The organism is Variovorax sp. UC122_21 (genome assembly GCF_044056785.1).
In the GTDB taxonomy this organism is placed as follows: domain Bacteria; phylum Pseudomonadota; class Gammaproteobacteria; order Burkholderiales; family Burkholderiaceae_C; genus Variovorax.
This window is the reverse complement of the sequence record NZ_CP172004.1, coordinates 3,302,982-3,319,605: the sequence shown is the minus strand read 5'-3', so window position 1 is coordinate 3,319,605 and position 16,624 is coordinate 3,302,982. Positions and strand designations below refer to the sequence as shown.

20 protein-coding genes and 1 pseudogene are annotated in these 16,624 nt (G+C 69.1%); 10 read left to right on the top strand and 11 right to left on the bottom strand.

The features are described 5' to 3' along the window. Window positions 1-11: 11 nt before the first annotated feature. The 6 genes from ACHMXE_RS27975 to ACHMXE_RS27950 form a co-directional block, all read right to left on the bottom strand. On the bottom strand, window positions 12-407 hold the full coding sequence (locus ACHMXE_RS27975; protein WP_203205960.1) for an ATP-binding protein: 396 nt from the start codon (window positions 405-407) through the stop codon (window positions 12-14). Window positions 408-486: 79 nt separating this feature from the next. Then, window positions 487-1,305 carry an anti-sigma factor family protein gene (locus tag ACHMXE_RS27970; protein WP_395347489.1) on the bottom strand — a complete coding sequence of 273 codons (819 nt, stop codon included), beginning with the start codon at window positions 1,303-1,305 and terminating at the stop codon, window positions 487-489. 4 nt (window positions 1,306-1,309) lie between these two features. Next, the gene (locus ACHMXE_RS27965) at window positions 1,310-1,873 is read right to left on the bottom strand and encodes an RNA polymerase sigma factor (RefSeq protein ID WP_395347488.1); all 564 of its coding nucleotides are present in this window, start codon (window positions 1,871-1,873) and stop codon (window positions 1,310-1,312) included. A 21-nt stretch (window positions 1,874-1,894) separates the two neighbouring features. Beyond that, window positions 1,895-2,278 carry a hypothetical protein gene (locus ACHMXE_RS27960; RefSeq protein ID WP_093341776.1) on the bottom strand — a complete coding sequence of 128 codons (384 nt, stop codon included), beginning with the start codon at window positions 2,276-2,278 and terminating at the stop codon, window positions 1,895-1,897. 108 nt (window positions 2,279-2,386) lie between these two features. Then, window positions 2,387-2,863, bottom strand: a complete 477-nt coding sequence (gene smpB, locus ACHMXE_RS27955) for an SsrA-binding protein SmpB (protein ID WP_057591776.1) — start codon at window positions 2,861-2,863, stop codon at window positions 2,387-2,389. A gap of 85 nt (window positions 2,864-2,948) precedes the next feature. Next, window positions 2,949-3,947, bottom strand: a complete 999-nt coding sequence (locus ACHMXE_RS27950) for an AraC family transcriptional regulator (protein ID WP_395347486.1) — start codon at window positions 3,945-3,947, stop codon at window positions 2,949-2,951. Window positions 3,948-4,079: 132 nt separating this feature from the next. Here ACHMXE_RS27950 and ACHMXE_RS27945 point away from each other — a divergent pair, with 132 nt between their 5' ends. From ACHMXE_RS27945 to ACHMXE_RS27920, 6 genes and pseudogenes are all read left to right on the top strand, one after another. Further along, window positions 4,080-4,868: an SDR family oxidoreductase gene (locus tag ACHMXE_RS27945; RefSeq protein ID WP_395347485.1), complete on the top strand. Its 789-nt coding sequence runs from the start codon at window positions 4,080-4,082 to the stop codon at window positions 4,866-4,868. 52 nt (window positions 4,869-4,920) lie between these two features. Next, a pseudogene (locus tag ACHMXE_RS27940) lies at window positions 4,921-6,196 on the top strand (styrene monooxygenase/indole monooxygenase family protein). A gap of 2 nt (window positions 6,197-6,198) precedes the next feature. Continuing rightward, entirely contained in the window at window positions 6,199-6,741 is a 543-nt protein-coding gene (locus ACHMXE_RS27935) for a flavin reductase family protein (protein ID WP_395347484.1), read from the top strand. Between the two features lie 51 nt (window positions 6,742-6,792). Continuing rightward, entirely contained in the window at window positions 6,793-8,031 is a 1,239-nt protein-coding gene (locus ACHMXE_RS27930) for a dienelactone hydrolase family protein (protein WP_395347483.1), read from the top strand. A 73-nt stretch (window positions 8,032-8,104) separates the two neighbouring features. Then, a complete protein-coding gene (locus ACHMXE_RS27925; RefSeq protein ID WP_203205969.1) occupies window positions 8,105-8,551 on the top strand; it encodes a type II toxin-antitoxin system RatA family toxin in 447 nt (148 codons plus the stop codon). A 7-nt stretch (window positions 8,552-8,558) separates the two neighbouring features. After that, window positions 8,559-8,894: an RnfH family protein gene (locus ACHMXE_RS27920; protein ID WP_395347481.1), complete on the top strand. Its 336-nt coding sequence runs from the start codon at window positions 8,559-8,561 to the stop codon at window positions 8,892-8,894. A 15-nt stretch (window positions 8,895-8,909) separates the two neighbouring features. Here the strand turns inward: ACHMXE_RS27920 and ACHMXE_RS27915 are convergent, their stop codons facing one another. Next, window positions 8,910-9,428, bottom strand: a complete 519-nt coding sequence (locus tag ACHMXE_RS27915; RefSeq protein WP_395347480.1) for a DUF4124 domain-containing protein — start codon at window positions 9,426-9,428, stop codon at window positions 8,910-8,912. A 202-nt stretch (window positions 9,429-9,630) separates the two neighbouring features. On the opposite strand from ACHMXE_RS27915, the gene guaB reads away from it, so the two are divergent. The 4 genes from guaB to guaA all read left to right on the top strand — a co-directional run bounded on the left by guaB (window position 9,631) and on the right by guaA (window position 13,499). Further along, the gene (gene guaB / locus ACHMXE_RS27910) at window positions 9,631-11,100 is read left to right on the top strand and encodes an IMP dehydrogenase (protein ID WP_203205972.1); all 1,470 of its coding nucleotides are present in this window, start codon (window positions 9,631-9,633) and stop codon (window positions 11,098-11,100) included. Window positions 11,101-11,189: 89 nt separating this feature from the next. Further along, window positions 11,190-11,438, top strand: coding sequence for a type II toxin-antitoxin system Phd/YefM family antitoxin (locus tag ACHMXE_RS27905; RefSeq protein WP_209545025.1), 249 nt, complete (start codon window positions 11,190-11,192; stop codon window positions 11,436-11,438). Continuing rightward, window positions 11,435-11,869: a type II toxin-antitoxin system VapC family toxin gene (locus ACHMXE_RS27900; protein WP_057591696.1), complete on the top strand. Its 435-nt coding sequence runs from the start codon at window positions 11,435-11,437 to the stop codon at window positions 11,867-11,869. Before ACHMXE_RS27905 ends, ACHMXE_RS27900 begins: the two co-directional genes overlap by 4 nt. Before the next feature lie 10 nt (window positions 11,870-11,879). After that, complete coding sequence (gene guaA / locus ACHMXE_RS27895) at window positions 11,880-13,499, top strand: glutamine-hydrolyzing GMP synthase (protein WP_209545026.1); 1,620 nt, start codon at window positions 11,880-11,882, stop codon at window positions 13,497-13,499. Window positions 13,500-13,548: 49 nt separating this feature from the next. On the opposite strand, the gene ACHMXE_RS27890 is transcribed toward guaA, so the two are convergent. The 4 genes from ACHMXE_RS27890 to ACHMXE_RS27875 form a co-directional block, all read right to left on the bottom strand. After that, window positions 13,549-14,520 carry a zinc-dependent alcohol dehydrogenase family protein gene (locus ACHMXE_RS27890; protein ID WP_395352676.1) on the bottom strand — a complete coding sequence of 324 codons (972 nt, stop codon included), beginning with the start codon at window positions 14,518-14,520 and terminating at the stop codon, window positions 13,549-13,551. A 66-nt stretch (window positions 14,521-14,586) separates the two neighbouring features. Further along, window positions 14,587-14,889: an ArsR/SmtB family transcription factor gene (locus ACHMXE_RS27885; protein WP_395352673.1), complete on the bottom strand. Its 303-nt coding sequence runs from the start codon at window positions 14,887-14,889 to the stop codon at window positions 14,587-14,589. 54 nt (window positions 14,890-14,943) lie between these two features. After that, window positions 14,944-15,981, bottom strand: coding sequence for an MBL fold metallo-hydrolase (locus ACHMXE_RS27880; RefSeq protein ID WP_395352671.1), 1,038 nt, complete (start codon window positions 15,979-15,981; stop codon window positions 14,944-14,946). A gap of 35 nt (window positions 15,982-16,016) precedes the next feature. Further along, window positions 16,017-16,607, bottom strand: a complete 591-nt coding sequence (locus ACHMXE_RS27875) for a TetR/AcrR family transcriptional regulator (RefSeq protein WP_395352669.1) — start codon at window positions 16,605-16,607, stop codon at window positions 16,017-16,019. Window positions 16,608-16,624 lie beyond the last annotated feature (17 nt).

The following is a 16,624-nucleotide window of genomic DNA, read 5'->3' as shown; positions in this document are numbered from 1 at the left end:
TGGGCGCTGTCTCAGGGACGCGCGAGCTTCCAGGCGCCGTTGCCGAAGCCGTCGCCGGTCTTGTCGCCCGGCTTGGCGTCCTTGGCCCAGTAGTACAGCGGCCAGCCCTTGTAGGCCCATTGGCGCTTGCCGTCCTCGCGGATGATGATGGTGTAGCCACCCATCGGCTTGGCGGTTTCGGCCACGCCCAGCGGCGGCCAGTTGGTCGCGCACTGGCCGTTGCAGGCCGAGGTGCCCGAACCGGCGGCATCCTTGGTGAAGGTGTAGAGCGACATGCCGTTGGGGCCGACCAGCACGCCGTCGGCGGTGCGCGTCGGGGTGTCGGGCGCGCTGGCGCTCTGGTTGGACATGCTGCCGCAGCCGGCGAGCAGGGCGGCCGCGAGGATCGAGGCGCTGAGCAATTTCATGCAGTTTCTCCTTCGTTGAGTGATCGCGAACATGGAAATGAGGGAATGCATGCGCGAACCGGCCGAGTGTATGCCGCGCTCAAGACAGATCCCGGTAGGCCAGCGTCGCGAGTTTCATCAGCGTCTCGCGCGGCAGCCGGCCGGCCACCGCGTAGCCGAAACCCTGGTCGACCCAGTAGAAGCTGGGCACGGCGCCCTCGGTGGCGAAGCGGAACGCGGTCTCGGGCGCGGGGGCCGGCGCGGCGCCCGCGGTCTTCGGATCGAGCTGGCCGACATAGAGCGTGACGCGCTCGCCGGCCGCATCCTCGAACATGAACTGGGCCCGGGCGCCGTTCTCGCCGGGCAGCAGCCGGCCGCCGACCAGCGTGTAGCCCAGGGTCGAGAAGTCCGGCACCTTGAGCGGCCGGTCGAGCCGCCGTGACAGCCACTGCACCAGGTGCTGCTGCTCGGCCGCGGCCACCTCGACCGGGTGGCGCTTCTCGGGCGTGTAGACCTGGTGCGCGAGCGAGGCCGCATGGACGAATTCGCGCACCGCCGGCGCGCGCGCCAGCGCGGTGCCCGGGCGCTGGCTGGCGCTCCATTGGGCATTGCCGAGCCAGCCGGCGCCGAAGGCGATCAGCAGGCCGGCCGCGATGCCGCCCCAGCGCCACCAGCCGTCGCGCGGCGCGGCCTCGCGCTCGAGCACGGCCGACAGGTGGGCCGGCACGGGTTCGTGCAGCAGCTCGGCATGGAGCTGCCGCAGCGTGTCGCGCTGCGTTTGCCAGAGCGAGACCCGCGCCGCGAGCGCAGGATCGTCCGCCAGCGCGGCCTCGATGGCGGCGCGGCGCTCGGGCGCGAGCCGGCCGTCGACCCAGGCGTGCAACTCGTCGTCGGAAGGGGGCGGGGCGGGGCGGTTCATGGCGTTACTTGAGGCGGCGCAGGCCGGGGCGCGGGGGCGCACTGCCCGCCAGTGTGCCTGCCGACGTGCCCGCCAATGCACCGGATGCGGCGGCGCCATCGAGCAGTTCCTGCAGCCGCGCGCGGGCACGCGAGAGCCGCGACATCACGGTGCCCAGCGGAATGCCGAGCACCTTCGCGACCTCGGCATAGGACAGGTCTTCGAGCGTCACCAGCAGCAGCACGGCGCGCTGCTCTTCCGGCAGCTGCAGCAGGCAGCGCTGCAGGTCGAGCCGCACGCCGTGATCGCGGCCGGGGTCGACGCCGCCCTGCTGTTCGGGCGGCAGTTCGTCGAGCGATACCGCCGCATGCGGCGGCGGCGCACGGCGCACCTGGCTCGCGAAGAGGTTGTGCATGATCGCGAACAGCCAGGCGCGCAGGTCGCTGCCCGCCACCCACAGCCGCCACTTGCTGCAGGCGCGCTCGAGCGTGTCCTGCACCAGGTCGTCGGCCGCCCAGGCATTGCCGGTCAGCGCGCGCGCATAGCGGCGCAGGCCGGGAATGTGCGGGGCGAGCTGGCGGGCGTCCATGGAAGGCGGGAAGGCCCGGGCTCAGGGCTTGGCGGTCTTCCAGCTGCCGTTGACGCCGTCGCCGGTCTTGTCGCCGGGCTTCGTGTCCTTGATCCAGTAGTACAGCGGCCAGCCCTTGGCGGCCCACTGCTTCTTGCCGTCGTCGCGCGTGACGATGCTGAAGTCGCCCGCGGCCTTGTCGCCATCGGCCGCCATGTACGGCGGCCAGTTGGTGGCGCACTGGCCGTTGCAGACCGACTTGCCGTTGCCGGCCGTGTCCTTGTCGAAGGTGTAGAGGGTCATGCCGTTGGGGCCGACCAGGGCGCCATCGGCGGCCTTGGGCTGGGCCGCGGCGGGCAGCGAGAGGAAACCGGCGGCCAGCAGCGTGGCGGCGAGGAAGGGAAGGCGGCGCGAGGTCAGCGGCATGGAAGAGCTCCTGGTTGTGGCGCCGGACGATCCGGCGACACCTGCATGAACGCCCGCGGCGCCGCGTTTATTCCAGGGCCGCGCAAAAAAAAGCGCGAACGCCGCGGCTCAGCGGCTGCGGCTCTTCATCGCGCGCTCGACTTCGCGCTTGCCTTCGCGGTCCTTGATGGTGTCGCGCTTGTCGTGCTCGGCCTTGCCCTTGGCCAGCGCGATCTCGCACTTCACCTTGCCGGCCTTCCAGTGCAGGTTCAGCGGCACCAGGGTGTAGCCCTTCTGCTCGACCTTGCCGGTCAGGCGGCGGATCTCTTCCTTGTGCAGCAGCAGCTTCTTGGTGCGCACCGAGTCGGGCGTCACGTGGGTCGAGGCGCTCTTGAGCGGGTTGATCTGGCAGCCGAGCACGAACATCTCGCCGTCGCGGATCACCACGTAGCCGTCGGTGAGCTGCACCTTGCCTTCGCGCAGCGCCTTCACTTCCCAGCCTTCCAGCACCATGCCGGCCTCGAAGCGTTCTTCGAAGAAATAGTTGTACGCCGCCTTCTTGTTGTCGGCGATGCGGGAGGAGGTGTCTTGTTTCTTGGTGGCCATCGTTGTCATTTGGGGGCGCATGGCGCCCGGACAACCGCCCGGCATGCACAGGGCGTGGATTCTATGAAAGTGGCAGCAGGTGCCTTCAGCGCTGCCGCTGCAGCGTGCGATGGGGCGATTCGCCGAAGCGCCGCGCGTAGTCCTGCGCGAAGCGCCCGAGGTGGGCGAAGCCGAACTGCAGCGCGACCGAGGTCACGGTGGTGTCGGCGCCCGGCTCGCTCAGGCGCTCGTGCACCGCGAGCAGGCGCCGCTCGCGCAGGTAGGCCATCGGCGTCTGGCCCGCGTGCTGGCGGAACGCCACCTGCAGGCTGCGCACGCACAGCCCGCTGGCCGAGGCGATCTCGTCGACCGTGAGCGCATCGGGCAGGTGCGCCTCGATGTACTCGCGGGCCCGGCGCAGCGCGCGCGGCGAGACGTCGCCGCGCTCGGCGCCCAGGCGCGCGCTCTGGTTGTGCGGCAACTGGCCCAGCAGGGTGTGGATCAGGCCCGATTCGGCCTGGGCCAGGAAGGGCGTGGTCAGCGGCGTGCGGCCGCACGAGAGCTCCTGCGCGAGGAACTCGACCAGGTGCTTCACGCTCGCGCCCGCGCCTTCGTCGAGCGCGATCTCGGGCTCGAACTCCAGCGGCCGCGCGCCGGCCGCCTCGCCGCACAGCGATTCCCAGTGGCGCTGCACCACCGCCTTGCCGATCTTCACGATCAGGTGCGGCGTGTCGTCGCCCCAGCGCATGCGCAGCGGCTGGCTCGGCGAGGCCAGTGAGGCGCGGTGCGCATCGGAGGTGAAGCTCTGGCCGGCCCACTCGATGCGGGCATTGCCCCTGAGCGGAATCTGCAGCAGATAGAAGTCGCCGAGGCAGCCGGGATCGATCTCGACCTCGGCGCCGTACTGCACGTAGTTCAGCGAGATGTCGCCCAGCGGCGCGACGTGGTGGCGCGCGTCGAAGCGCGAGCTGCCGTGCCCGAGGTGCAGCCGGTGCGGACAGAAGATGCGCGCCACCTCGTCGCGCGCCTCGTCTAGGTCGGGCGTGGCGATGACGGCGTAGCGCGACAGGGGAAGCGAGGCCGATGCAGCGACAGCGTGTTCCATGCGGGGCGGCGTGGGGGCAGCGAATAAATGCGTTTTGCGGACAGCGCCTGCGCAATCCGGATTGGGCTCTGAATCCTTCAAATCTAAAGTAACTGCAAGCAATTGACAACGGGACCAACCAGGAGAAAAGGCATGAGCGACAAGGACTTGCAGGACAGGACGGTGCTCGTCACCGGTGGCGCGACCCTCATCGGTGCGGGCGTGGCCCGTTGCCTGCGCGATGCCGGTGCACGCGTGGTGCTGGCCGACATCGACGTGGCGCGCGGCGAGGCGGTGGCGCGCGAGATCGGTGCGCAGTTCATCGCCACCGACATCACCGACGACGCCGCCGTGCAGGCCTGCGTCGAGCAGGCGGCCGATGCCGAGGGCCGCATCCATGCGCTCGTGAACCTGGCCTGCAGCTACCTCGACAACGGCCTGGCCTCGCCGCGCGGCGAATGGCAGGCCGCGCTCGACGTCAACCTGGTCTCGGCCGTGATGATGGCGCGCGCCACGCTGCCCTTCATGCAGGCCGCGGGCGGCGGCGCCATCGTCAACTTCACCTCGATCTCCTCGGGCGTGGCCCAGACCGGCCGCTGGCTCTATCCGGTGAGCAAGGCCGCGCTCGTGCAGCTCACGCGCAACATGGCGCTGGACCTGGCGCCGATGAAGGTGCGCGTCAATTCGGTGTCGCCGGGCTGGACCTGGTCGGCCGTGATGGACCAGCTCACCGGCGGCGATCGTGCCAAGACCGATGCGGTGGCCAGGCCCTTCCACATGCTCGGCCGCGTCGGCGAGCCGGTCGAGGTCGGCCACGTGGTGGCCTTCCTGTGCTCGCACAAGGCCTCGTTCGTCACCGGCGCCGACTGGGCCGTGGACGGCGGCTACTCTGCCCTGGGCCCGGAGCAGGGCGAACCGGCCATTCCCAAGCTCGCGGCCTGAAGGCGGCCGGCGCATCCCTTTCATCACCCCCACCCACGAACGAGGCATACCCATGAGCAACATCGCATCGCAGGGCGCCAAGCCGCGCCGTTTCATGATCGTCGGCGCGGGCCAGTCGGGCCTGCAACTGGCGCTGGGCCTCCAGCGCGAGGGCCACGAGGTGACCGTGGTCTCGAACCGCAGCGCCGAGGACATCGCCACCGGCCGCGTGATGTCGAGCCAGTGCATGTTCGACGCCAGCCTGCGGGTCGAGCGCGACCTCGGCATCGACCAGTGGGCCGACAGCTGCCCGCCGGTCGAGGGCATCGGCTTCGCCGTGCCGCATCCCGAGAAGCCCGGCGAGAAGCTGCTCGGCTGGTCGCACCGCCTCGACGCGCCCGCGCGCTCGGTCGACCAGCGCGTGAAGGTGCCGGCCTGGATGAAGACCTTCGAGGAACGCGGCGGGCAGATCCTGTTCCAGGACGCGGGCATCGAGGACCTCGAGCGCTGGACCCAGTCGCACGACCTGGTGATCGTGGCGGCCGGCAAGGGCGAGATCGCGCAGATGTTCGAACGCGACGCTCAGCGCTCGCCCTATGACAAACCGCAGCGCGCGCTGGCCCTGACCTACGTGCACGGCATGACGCCGCGCCCCGAATACTCGGCCGTCAACTTCAACCTGATCCCCGGCGTCGGCGAGTACTTCGTGTTCCCCGCGCTGACCGTGACGGGGCCGTGCGAGATCATGGTGTTCGAGGGCGTGCCCGGCGGCCCGATGGACTGCTGGGCCGACGTGAAGACGCCCGCGCAGCACCCTCGAGCGCTCGCTGTCGATCCTCGACACCTTCACGCCCTGGGAGGCCGAACGCTGCCGCGACGTGCGACTGACCGACGACAACGGCATCCTGGCCGGCCGCTTCGCGCCCACGGTGCGCAAGCCGGTCGGGCGGTTGCCCTCGGGCCGCGCCGTGCTCGGCATGGGCGACGTGGTGTGCCTCAACGATCCGATCACCGGCCAGGGCTCGAACAACGCCGCCAAGTGCGCCGATGCCTACCTGCGCGCCATCCTGGCGCAGGGCGAGGGCGCCTTCGACGCGGACTTCATGCAGTCGGCCTTCGACGGCTACTGGCGCTATGCGCGCCACGTCGTCGAATGGACCAACGCGATGCTGCAGCCGCCGCCCCCGCACGTGCTCGAGGTGCTGGGCGCGGCCCAGGGCAATCCGGCCGTGGCGCGGCGCTTCGTCAACGGCTTCAACGATCCGCGCGACTACGCCGAGTTCTTCATGACGCCCGACGCGAGCAGCGCCTACCTGCGCTCGCTGGCGCCGCAACCGGAGGCGGCCTGACCATGCGCGGCGAGTTCCGGGCCATCGAGTCGCTACGCTGCGAACCCAACGTGGGCGCGGGCGACTTCCGGCGCGCCATGCGCTGCCTGGTCGGCGCCGTGACCGTGGTCACGAGCACCGATGGGCACACGCCCGTGGGCCTCACGGCCACGGCCGTGACCTCGTTCTCGGCCGAGCCCGCGCGCATCCTGGCCTGCGTCAACCTGCAGGGCAGCAGCTTCCGCACCATCGCGCAGAGCCGCCGCATGGCGGTCAACCTGCTCGCGCTCGACCAGTCGGCGCTGGCGCTGGCCTTCTCGCGCCAGGGCGAGGCCGGCGAGCGCTTCGATCCCGCGCACTGGGAGACGCTGGTGACCGGCGCGCCCGTGCTGCGCGGCGCGCTCGCGGTGTTCGACTGCGTGGTCGACGAGATGATGGTGGCGCACAGCCACGCGATGCTGATCGGCGAGGTCAAGGCCGCGCGCATCACCGATGCGCAGGGGCTGCCGCTGCTCTATGCCTGCGGCCAGTTCACCACCCTGCGCGACGAGTGCGTGCCGGCCTGAGCGCCGGCCGAACCACCCCACGATCCAGAGATTCGGAACAAGGAGAAAGACATGACAGCTCAGAAGGGCCGCTGGCTGCGGGTGCCGGCCATCGACGGCAGCGGCAGCTTCCGCGCCTACCTCGCCACCCCCGCCTCGGGCAAGGGCCCCGGCATCGTGCTGGCGCAGGAGATCTTCGGCGTCAACGCCACCATGCGGCAGGTGGCCGACTACTACGCGGAAGAAGGCTACGTGGTGCTCGCGCCCGACCTGTTCTGGCGCCAGCAGCCCGAGGTCGAACTCGGCTATGCGCCCGACGACTGGCAGAAGGCTTTCGCGCTCTACAAGGGCTTCGACGAGGACAAGGGCACCGAGGACGTGGCCGCTTCGCTGGCGCTGCTGCGCTCGCTGCCCGAGCAGCAGGGCAAGGCCGGCGTGCTGGGCTTCTGCATGGGCGGCAAGCTCGCCTACCTCGCGGCCTGCCGCACCGATGCCGACGTCTGCGTGGGCTACTACGGCGTGGGCATCGAGCAGCGGCTCGAGGAGGCCGACCGCATCCAGGGCCGGCTGGTGCTGCACATCCCCGAGCTCGACGGCTTCTGCCCGCCCGAGGCTCGGGCGCGCATCGTCGAGACGCTTGGAGCGCGGCCCGGGTGCGAGCTCTACGTCTATCCGGGCGTCGACCACGCCTTTGCGCGCCTGGGCGGCGACCACTACCACAAGCCTTCGGCGCTGATGGCGCACGAGCGCAGCGTGGCCGCGTTCCGGCGCGAGATGGGTCCGCACTACGACTTCTCGGCGCTGTGGGACAAGCACTGCGAGTACGAGTTCGGCACGCGCAACGTGGCCGACACCATGGCCACCATGGTGGCCGAGCCCTACGTCAACCACATCCCGACCATGACCGGCGGCGTGGGGCACGCGATGCTGAGCCGCTTCTACCAGCACCATTTCGTGAACAGCAATCCGCCCGACACGCGGCTGGTGCCGATCTCGCGCACGGTGGGCGCGACGCAGATCGTCGACGAGATGCTGTTCTGCTTCACCCACAGCTGCGAGATCGACTGGCTGCTGCCCGGCGTGGCGCCCACGGGCAGGCCGGTGGAGATTCCGCTGGTGGCGATCGTGAAGTTCCGCGGCGACAGGCTCTACCACGAGCACATCTACTGGGACCAGGCCAGCGTGCTGGTGCAGGTGGGGCTGCTCGATCCGAAGGGCCTGCCGGTGGCTGGCGTCGAGACGGCGCGCAAGCTGCTCAACGAGACGCAGCCCTCGAACACGCTGATGGCGGCCTGGTCGCGCTCGGGTTGAGGCGGCCTCTCGTCCCGCGAGAGAGGGAGCCGCGCGGGCTCCCTACAATGAATCGGTCTCTCGATCCGATTCAATGAAAACAGTCAACAAGTCCGTTCTCATCTGGTACAGCGCCGAAGAGATGTACGCGCTGGTCACCGATGTGGCGAAGTACCCCCAGTTCCTGCCCTGGTGCGACAAGGCGCGCGTCATCGAGCAGGACGAGGCCGGCATGACCGCCGAGGTCGGCCTGGCCTTCGCGGGCCTGCACCAGAGCTTCACCACGCGCAACACCCATGTGCCCGGCCGCGAGGTGCAGCTCAAGCTGGTCGACGGGCCGTTCTCCAACCTCGACGGCCACTGGAAATTCGTGCCGGTGGGCGAGGGCGGCGAGCGCGCCTGCCGCGTCGAGCTGCACCTGAGCTACGGCTTCAGCAACTTCGCGCTGCAGGCCCTCGTGGGCCCGGTGTTCGACACCATCGCCTCGAGCCTGGTCGAGGCCTTCGTCAAGCGCGCCGAGCAGGTCTACGGCGCAGCCTGAAGCACCGATGATCGAGGTGACCCTGAGCTGCTCGCCGGCACCGCGCGAGGTGTTCGAGGAGCCGCTGCGCCTGGCCGCCGGCGCCACCGTGAGCGACGCGATCCGCGCCAGCACCCTGGCGAAGCGCTTTCCCGCGCTCGATTGGCGCCAGACGATGACGCCCGGCATCTGGGGCCGGACCGCCGATTGGGACGACGCACTCGAAGACGGCGATCGCGTCGAGCTGTGCCGCGCGCTCGAGGTCGATCCGAAGGTGGCGCGGCGCGAGCGCTTCCAGCGGCAGGGCGCGCGCGGCACCGGGCTGTTCGCGAACCGGCGCCAGGGCGGCAAGGCGGGGTACTGAACCCCTCGGCGCGGCTTACTTGCAGTCGCTGTCGATCACCGACTGCAGCCGGCGCTGCTCGGCCACGCGCTGGTTGTCGTCGAGGATCTCGCGCTCGCCCTTGGCGTTGACGCGCGCGATGCGCATGCCGCTGTCCATGGTGGCCTTGCTTTCGCGGGCGCGGCTGCAGTTCTCGGCCTTGGCCTTGGCGAGCTTCGCTGCCTCGGCGGCCTGCTTGGCCTTCTCGTCGGCCTCGGCCTTCTTTGTCTTTTCCTCGAGGTCCTTGTCGACCGTCGGCGCCTTCGGCGCGGCTGGTGCAGCCGGTGCCTCGGCGCCCTTGTCGGTGGTGGCCGTGCCCTCGGGCGCCGCCACGCCCGAGCCGGTGCGCGCCGGCGGGCCGGCGCGACGCACGATGTTCTTCTCGGGAATGTCGGTCGGCGGCGGCTGGTCGCTGAAGACCTTCTTGCCGTTCTTGTCGATCCATTGCCATTGAGCGTCCGCGGCCAGGGGCAGCAGGCAGATCGATCCGAGCAGGAGGCTGAGCAGGAACTTCATGGGGCGCAAGTCTAGCGATGCCTTACGTTTTGCAACAGGCAGTGATTGGTTTTCGCCGCGGTCCGGGGACCGGGCAGTGGGCAAATGGCGACGCGGGAGGCGACGGGCGGGCGATAGGCCCGCACCGCGCGGGGCCGAGCTGCGGTGAGCCCGCCAGCATACCCCGCGGCCTCGTTACAATCCGTCTTTTGGAGCCTCACCCATGCGCCTTCTCGGCAAAGCGCTCACCTTCGACGATGTGTTGCTGGTGCCAGCGTTCTCCCAGGTCCTGCCCAAGGACACCTCCCTCGCCACCAAATTCTCCCGAAACATCACGCTGAACATCCCGCTCGTCTCGGCGGCGATGGACACCGTGACCGAAGCCCGCCTCGCGATCGCCATCGCGCAGGAAGGCGGCATCGGGATCGTGCACAAGAACCTCACCGCGCAGCAGCAGGCCGCCGAAGTGGCCAAGGTCAAGCGCTACGAATCGGGCGTGCTGCGCGATCCGGTGGTGATCACGCCCACGCACTCGGTGCGGCAGGTGATGGCGCTGTCGGACCAGCTCGGCATCTCGGGCTTCCCGGTGGTCGACGCCGGCCGCGTCGTCGGCATCGTGACCGGGCGCGACCTGCGCTTCGAGAACCGCTACGACGTGCCCGTGAGCGAGATCATGACGCAGCGCGACCGGCTGATCACCGTGCCCGACGGCACCACGCTGGCCGAGGCCAAGGCGCTGCTCAACAAGCACAAGCTCGAACGCCTGCTCGTGATCAACAGCGACTGGGAGCTCAAGGGCCTGATCACCGTCAAGGACATCACCAAGCAGACCACCTTCCCCAACGCCGCGCGCGATGCCTCGGGCCGCCTGCGCGTGGGCGCGGCGGTCGGCGTGGGCGAGGGCACCGAGGAGCGCGTCGAGGCACTGGTCAAGGCCGGCGTCGATGCCATCGTGGTCGACACCGCGCACGGCCACAGCAAGGGCGTGATCGAGCGCGTGCGCTGGGTCAAGCAGAACTATCCGCAGATCGACGTGATCGGCGGCAACATCGCCACCGGCGACGCCGCGCGCGCGCTGGCCGAGGCCGGTGCCGATGCGGTCAAGGTCGGCATCGGCCCGGGCTCCATCTGCACCACCCGCATCGTGGCCGGCGTGGGCGTGCCGCAGATCATGGCGGTCGACAGCGTCGCCACCGCGCTGCAGGGCAGCGGCGTGCCGCTGATCTCCGACGGCGGCGTGCGCTACTCGGGCGACATCGCCAAGGCCATCGCGGCGGGCGCCAGCACCGTGATGATGGGCAGCATGTTCGCCGGCACCGAAGAGGCGCCCGGCGAGATCGTGCTGTACCAGGGCCGCAGCTACAAGAGCTATCGCGGCATGGGCTCCATCGGCGCGATGCAGCAGGGCAGTGCCGACCGGTACTTCCAGGAATCGACCACCGGTAACCCCAACACCGACAAGCTCGTGCCCGAGGGCATCGAGGGCCGCGTGCCCTACAAGGGCTCGATCGTCTCGATCATCTACCAGATGGCCGGCGGCGTTCGCGCCAGCATGGGCTACTGCGGCTGCGGCACCATCGAAGAGATGAAGAACAAGGCCGAGTTCGTCGAGATCACCACCGCCGGCATCCGCGAGAGCCACGTCCACGACGTGCAGATCACGAAGGAAGCGCCGAACTACCGCGCCGAGTAAGCGGTGGCTGAACCTGATTCTGGCCAGACCTTGAAAGTCGGGCCAGATCAGGTTTAGAATTCGGGCCAGATTCAAATTTTCTGGCCCCAATGCAATCCATCGGCATCGCTGAAGCCAAGAACAACTTCTCGGCCCTGATCGACTCGGTCGAGAAGGGCGAGGAGGTGCGCATCACCCGCCACGGCAAGGAGGTGGTGCGCATGCTGCCGGTGCGGCGCAAGCCGGTCATCACCGACGAGCAGATCGCGCGCGAACTGGGCCAGATCGACGCGCTCCATGCCGCCATCCTGCCGGGCACCCCGGCCGGCGCGCTGCTGAACCAGGGCCGTCAGCCATGACCGCCTTCGTCATGGACGCCTCGGTCACCGCCGCCTGGCTGCTGCCCGACCACGCCAACGAACACACGCGCAGGCTCTACGCCGCCATCCGCCGCGACGAGGTCGAGCCGCAGGCGCCCAATGCCTGGCAATGGGAGTGCGCCAACGTCATCGCCAACGGCGTGCGCAGCGGGCGTATTCCGTCCTCAGCCGTCGAGGGCCTGTGGAGCGTGCTCGATGCCATCCGCCATCGCGTCGAGCTGCACGAACTCGCGCCGGCCCAGCACAAGGCCGTGCTCGCCGTCGCCATCGATGCCGGCGTGTCGCTCTATGCCGCGGGCTATCTCTGGCTCGCGCGCTCGCTCGGTCTTCCGCTCGCCACCTTCGACGAGCAACTCATCCAGGCCGCGCCGCAAGCGGGCGTCCGGCTGTTCGACATTTCAACGCTCTGAGTCCCAGCCCATGCAACACGACAAGATCCTCATCCTCGATTTCGGCTCGCAGGTCACCCAGCTCATCGCGCGCCGCGTGCGCGAGGCCCATGTGCTCAGCGAAGTGCATCCCTGCGACGTCAGCGACGAGTGGGTGCGCGAGTACGCGGCCGACGGCCACCTCAAGGGCGTGATCCTCTCGGGCAGCCATGCCAGCGTGTACGAGGAGACCACCGACAAGTGCCCGCAGGCCGTGTTCGATCTCGGCATTCCCGTGCTCGGCATCTGCTACGGCATGCAGACCATGGCGCACCAGCTCGGCGGCAAGGTCGAGGGCGGCCACAAGCGCGAGTTCGGCTTCGCCGCCGTGCGTGCCCACGGCCACACCGCGCTGCTCAAGGAGATCGCCGACTTCGCCACGCCCGAAGGCCACGGCATGCTCAACGTGTGGATGAGCCACGGCGACAAGGTCACCGAGCTGCCGCCGGGCTTCAAGCTCATGGCCAGCACCGACAGCTGCCCCATCGCCGGCATGGCCGACGAGGCGCGCCGCTACTACGCCGTGCAGTTCCATCCCGAGGTCACCCACACCGTGCAGGGCAAGGCCATCCTCGAGCGCTTCGTGCTCGGCATCTGCGAGGCCAAGCCCGACTGGGTCATGCGCGACCACATCGCCGAGGCCGTGCAGAAGATCCGCGAGCAGGTGGGCGACGAGGAGGTCATCCTCGGCCTGTCGGGCGGCGTCGATTCGAGCGTGGCCGCCGCGCTGATCCACCGCGCCATCGGCGACCAGCTCACCTGCGTCTTCGTCGACCACGGCCTGCTGCGCCTCAACGAGGGCGACATGGTCATGGAGATGTTCGAGGGCAAGCTGCACGCCAAGGTCATCCGCGTCGATGCCAGCGAGCTGTTCCTCGGCAAGCTCGCGGGCGTCAGCGACCCCGAAGCCAAGCGCAAGATCATCGGTGGCGAGTTCGTCACCGTGTTCAAGCAGGAAGCCGCCAAGCTCAAGGCCGGCGACGGCGGCCACAAGGGCGCCACCTTCCTCGCCCAGGGCACCATCTATCCCGACGTCATCGAGAGCGGCGGCGCCAAGAGCAAGAAGGCCGTCACCATCAAGAGCCACCACAACGTCGGCGGCCTGCCCGAGCAACTCGGCCTGAAGCTGCTCGAGCCCCTGCGCGACCTGTTCAAGGACGAGGTGCGCGAACTCGGCGTCGCGCTCGGCCTGCCGCCCGAGATGGTCTACCGCCACCCGTTCCCCGGCCCGGGCCTGGGCGTGCGCATCCTCGGCGAAGTGAAGAAGGAATACGCCGACCTGCTGCGCCGCGCCGACGCCATCTTCATCGAGGAACTGCGCAACTTCACCGACGCCGAAACCGGCAAGACCTGGTACGACCTCACGAGCCAGGCCTTCACCGTGTTCCTGCCCGTGAAGAGCGTCGGCGTGATGGGCGACGGCCGCACCTACGACTACGTCGTCGCCTTGCGCGCCGTGCAGACCAGCGACTTCATGACCGCCGACTGGGCCGAGCTGCCGTATGCGCTGCTCAAGAAGGTGTCGGGGCGGATCATCAACGAGGTGCGGGGCATCAATCGGGTGACCTACGACGTGTCGAGCAAGCCGCCGGCGACGATCGAGTGGGAGTGAGGTCGGGTACTTCGCGGACTGTCGTCCGCGAAGAAAACCCCATCGGCCTTCAAGAGGCCGCGGGCACGACCTCGATCGCGATCTTTCCCCGCACCCCGTTGTTGGGACTTTCCAGCCGCGCATGGGCAAGCGGAATATCTGCCAGCGAATAGACGGCGCCCACATGCGGCCGTAGCTGCCCGCGCTCGATCAGGGCGCTCAACTCATCGAGCTTGCCGCGGTTCTGCCTGGTGAAGACGAAGTGGTAGCTCGCGTTCTTGCCCCAGGCCTGGACGAGGTTCTGCGGCCGGGCGATGTCCACGATGCTGACGACGCGGCCCAGTTGGGCCAGCGCGTCGGGGCTGCGCGACAGGGTGTCGCCGCCGATGGTGTCGAACACGACATCGACGCCGCGGCCACCGGTTTCGCGCAGGACGGCGTCGACGTAGTCCTCCTTCTCGTAGTCGATGAGCGCGTCGGCGCCCAGGCTGCGTGCGAACTCGAAGTTGGCTTCGCGCACGGTCGTGAACACCCGCGCTCCCATGGCCCTGGCGAGCTGGATCGCCACATGGCCGACGCCTCCCGCGCCGCCGTGCACGAGGATGCTTTCGCCAACCCTTAGCGCCGCGCGCACGACCAGCGCTTCCCATGCCGTGCCGCCCACCAGGGTCAGGCTGGCCGCCTCGAGATGGCTCAGCGAGGAGGGCTTCTTTCCGACGATGCCTTGGGCGGCCACGTGGTACTCGGCATAGCTGCCCGGCCCGTCGAAGATCTGCGGCGTGTACCAGACCTCGTCTCCGGGAGAGAAGGCCGTCACGCCCGGCCCGACTTCTTCCACAACACCCGATACGTCGTGGCCGGTGATGGCCGGCAGTGGCACCAGATCGGGATAGTCACCGCGTCGGACCTGGTAATCGAGCGGATTGATGGAGGTCGCGTGGACCCGGACCAGGATCTGTCCCGCCTGGGGCACAGGGAGGGGCAGGTCGCACAGTTCGAACGATTCGGGGCCACCGAACGATGTGAGTTGCAGTGCTTTCATGGTATGTCCTTCATTTCTATAAAAAGGGATATCGGGAATTTCCGATGTTTCAGGGTAAAAAAAAGGTCAAAGCTCCTTGCCGATGAGCTCGGCAAGGGCGCTGATGGTTGCCTCGTTGCGCTTGTAGTAGGTCCACTGGCCGATGCGCCGGACTTCGACCAGGCCCGCTCGCTGCAGGGTCGCCAGGTAGTCCGACACCGTCGACTGCGACAACCCGACGCCTTCCTGGATGCTGCTGACGCAGACGCCCACCGTCAGGACGTCGCCTTCGTCCTGCGGAGGGAAGTTCTTCGCGGGGTCCTTCAAGCCCTTGAGGATGTCGAGGCGCGTCCGGTTCGAGAGGGCCTTGAAGACTTCGAGCAGTTCCATGCGTCGATCATATCGGAATTTACCGATATCCCAATGCCGACGCTGCGATGCCCCTCAGTTCCCTCCGGTCGCCCACCACGCATGCCCCGTGCGCGGCGCCTCCAACGCCACCCGTTCCCCCATCACCGGCGTGGCCAGCTTCACATCGCTCGCCTGTGCCAGCGCCTGGATGCGCTCGAAGGGTTCGTTCCATGCATGCATCGCCAGGTCGAAGGTGCCGTTGTGCACCGGCAGCAGCCAGTGCCCGCGCAGGTCGAGGTGGGCCTGCAGCGTCTGTTCGGGCTGCATGTGGACCTCGGCCCATTGCCTGTCGTAGGCACCGGTCTCGAGCATGGTCACGTCGAAGGGGCCGTAGCGGTCGCCGATGGTCTTGAAGTCGGCGTGGTAGCCGGTGTCGCCGCTGAAGAAGAGCCGCAGGTCGCCGGACAGGATCACCCACGAGGCCCAGAGGGTGCGGTCCTCGTCGAGCAGGGTGCGGCCCGAGAAATGCTGCGCGGGCACGGCCGCGAGGCGGATGCCGCCGACGGTGGTCTCGTCCCACCAGTCGAGCTGCCGCACCCGCGCCGGGTCGACGCCCCAGCCGATCAGGCGGTCGCCCACGCCGAGCGGGGTGACGAACACCTCGACCTTGGGCGCGAGCCGCGCGATGGCGGCGCGGTCCAGGTGGTCGAAGTGGTCGTGCGAGAGGATCACGCCCTTGATCGGGGGCAACTCGTCGATATCGATCGGCGGCGCATGGAAGCGCTTGGGGCCGGCCCATTGCACCGGCGAAGCGCGCTCGGAGAACACGGGGTCGGTGAGCCAGAACTCGCCGTCGAGCTTGAGCAGCAGGGTCGAATGGCCGAGGCGGTAGAGGCTGCGATCGGGCGCTTCCAGCAGCGCCGCGGTCGTCTGCGGCCGCACCGGAATCGGCGTGCTCGGCACGGTGGTGTCGCTCTTGCCGGTCAGGACCCGCCAGCCGATCGCCACGGTCTTCAGAAAACCCATCGGCGTGCGCGGCACGACGTTGCGATAGACGCCGTTGCGCTGCTGCGGCGACTGGGGATGGGCCGTGGGTCGCGAACCGCAGGCGCAAAGCGAGAAGGTGGACATGGCGAGGACTCCGTTCGTGAACAGGTGGAAGGGGCTCAGGCGCCGGCCGCCGGGCCGGGACGGCCGCAGACGAGGCGCACGGCGGTGCGGATGCCGGCCTGGTACTCGGCCGGCGTGCGGGCGTAGTGCTTGAGGCCGTGCGATGCGGCATACAGGTGCTGCGCGAGCGCCTTGGCCGTGAGGCCGGCGCCGCGCCAGGGCACGGCGTCGCCGGCGGACTGGATGGCGCGTGCCAGTTCCTTGGGAACGGCCTGGTCGAACTCCTCGAGCACCGGGCCGACCAGCTCGCGCGCGGTCGCGACGATCTCGTTCATGTGCTCGAGCGACATCTGCGAACCGTCGTTCTGCGCATGCAGCGCCGCGAAGGCGCCGACCAGCCGCTCCTCGATCGGCAACTCCTCGCGCGCCAGCGCGGCGCGCATGGCCGCGAGGCCGCGTTCGGCGAACCAGGTGACGGCCTGCTTGAAGAGTTCGTCCTTCGCGCTGAAGTGCAGGTAGAGGCCCTGGCGCGAGATGCCGGCGGCGCGCGCAAGGTCGTCCATCGAGGTCTTGCGATACCCGCAGCGCAGGAAGACGCCGATCGCGGCCTCCATGATCGCGACGCGCCGGTCCGGGGGCGGGGCCATCAGCGGGAAACTCCGGC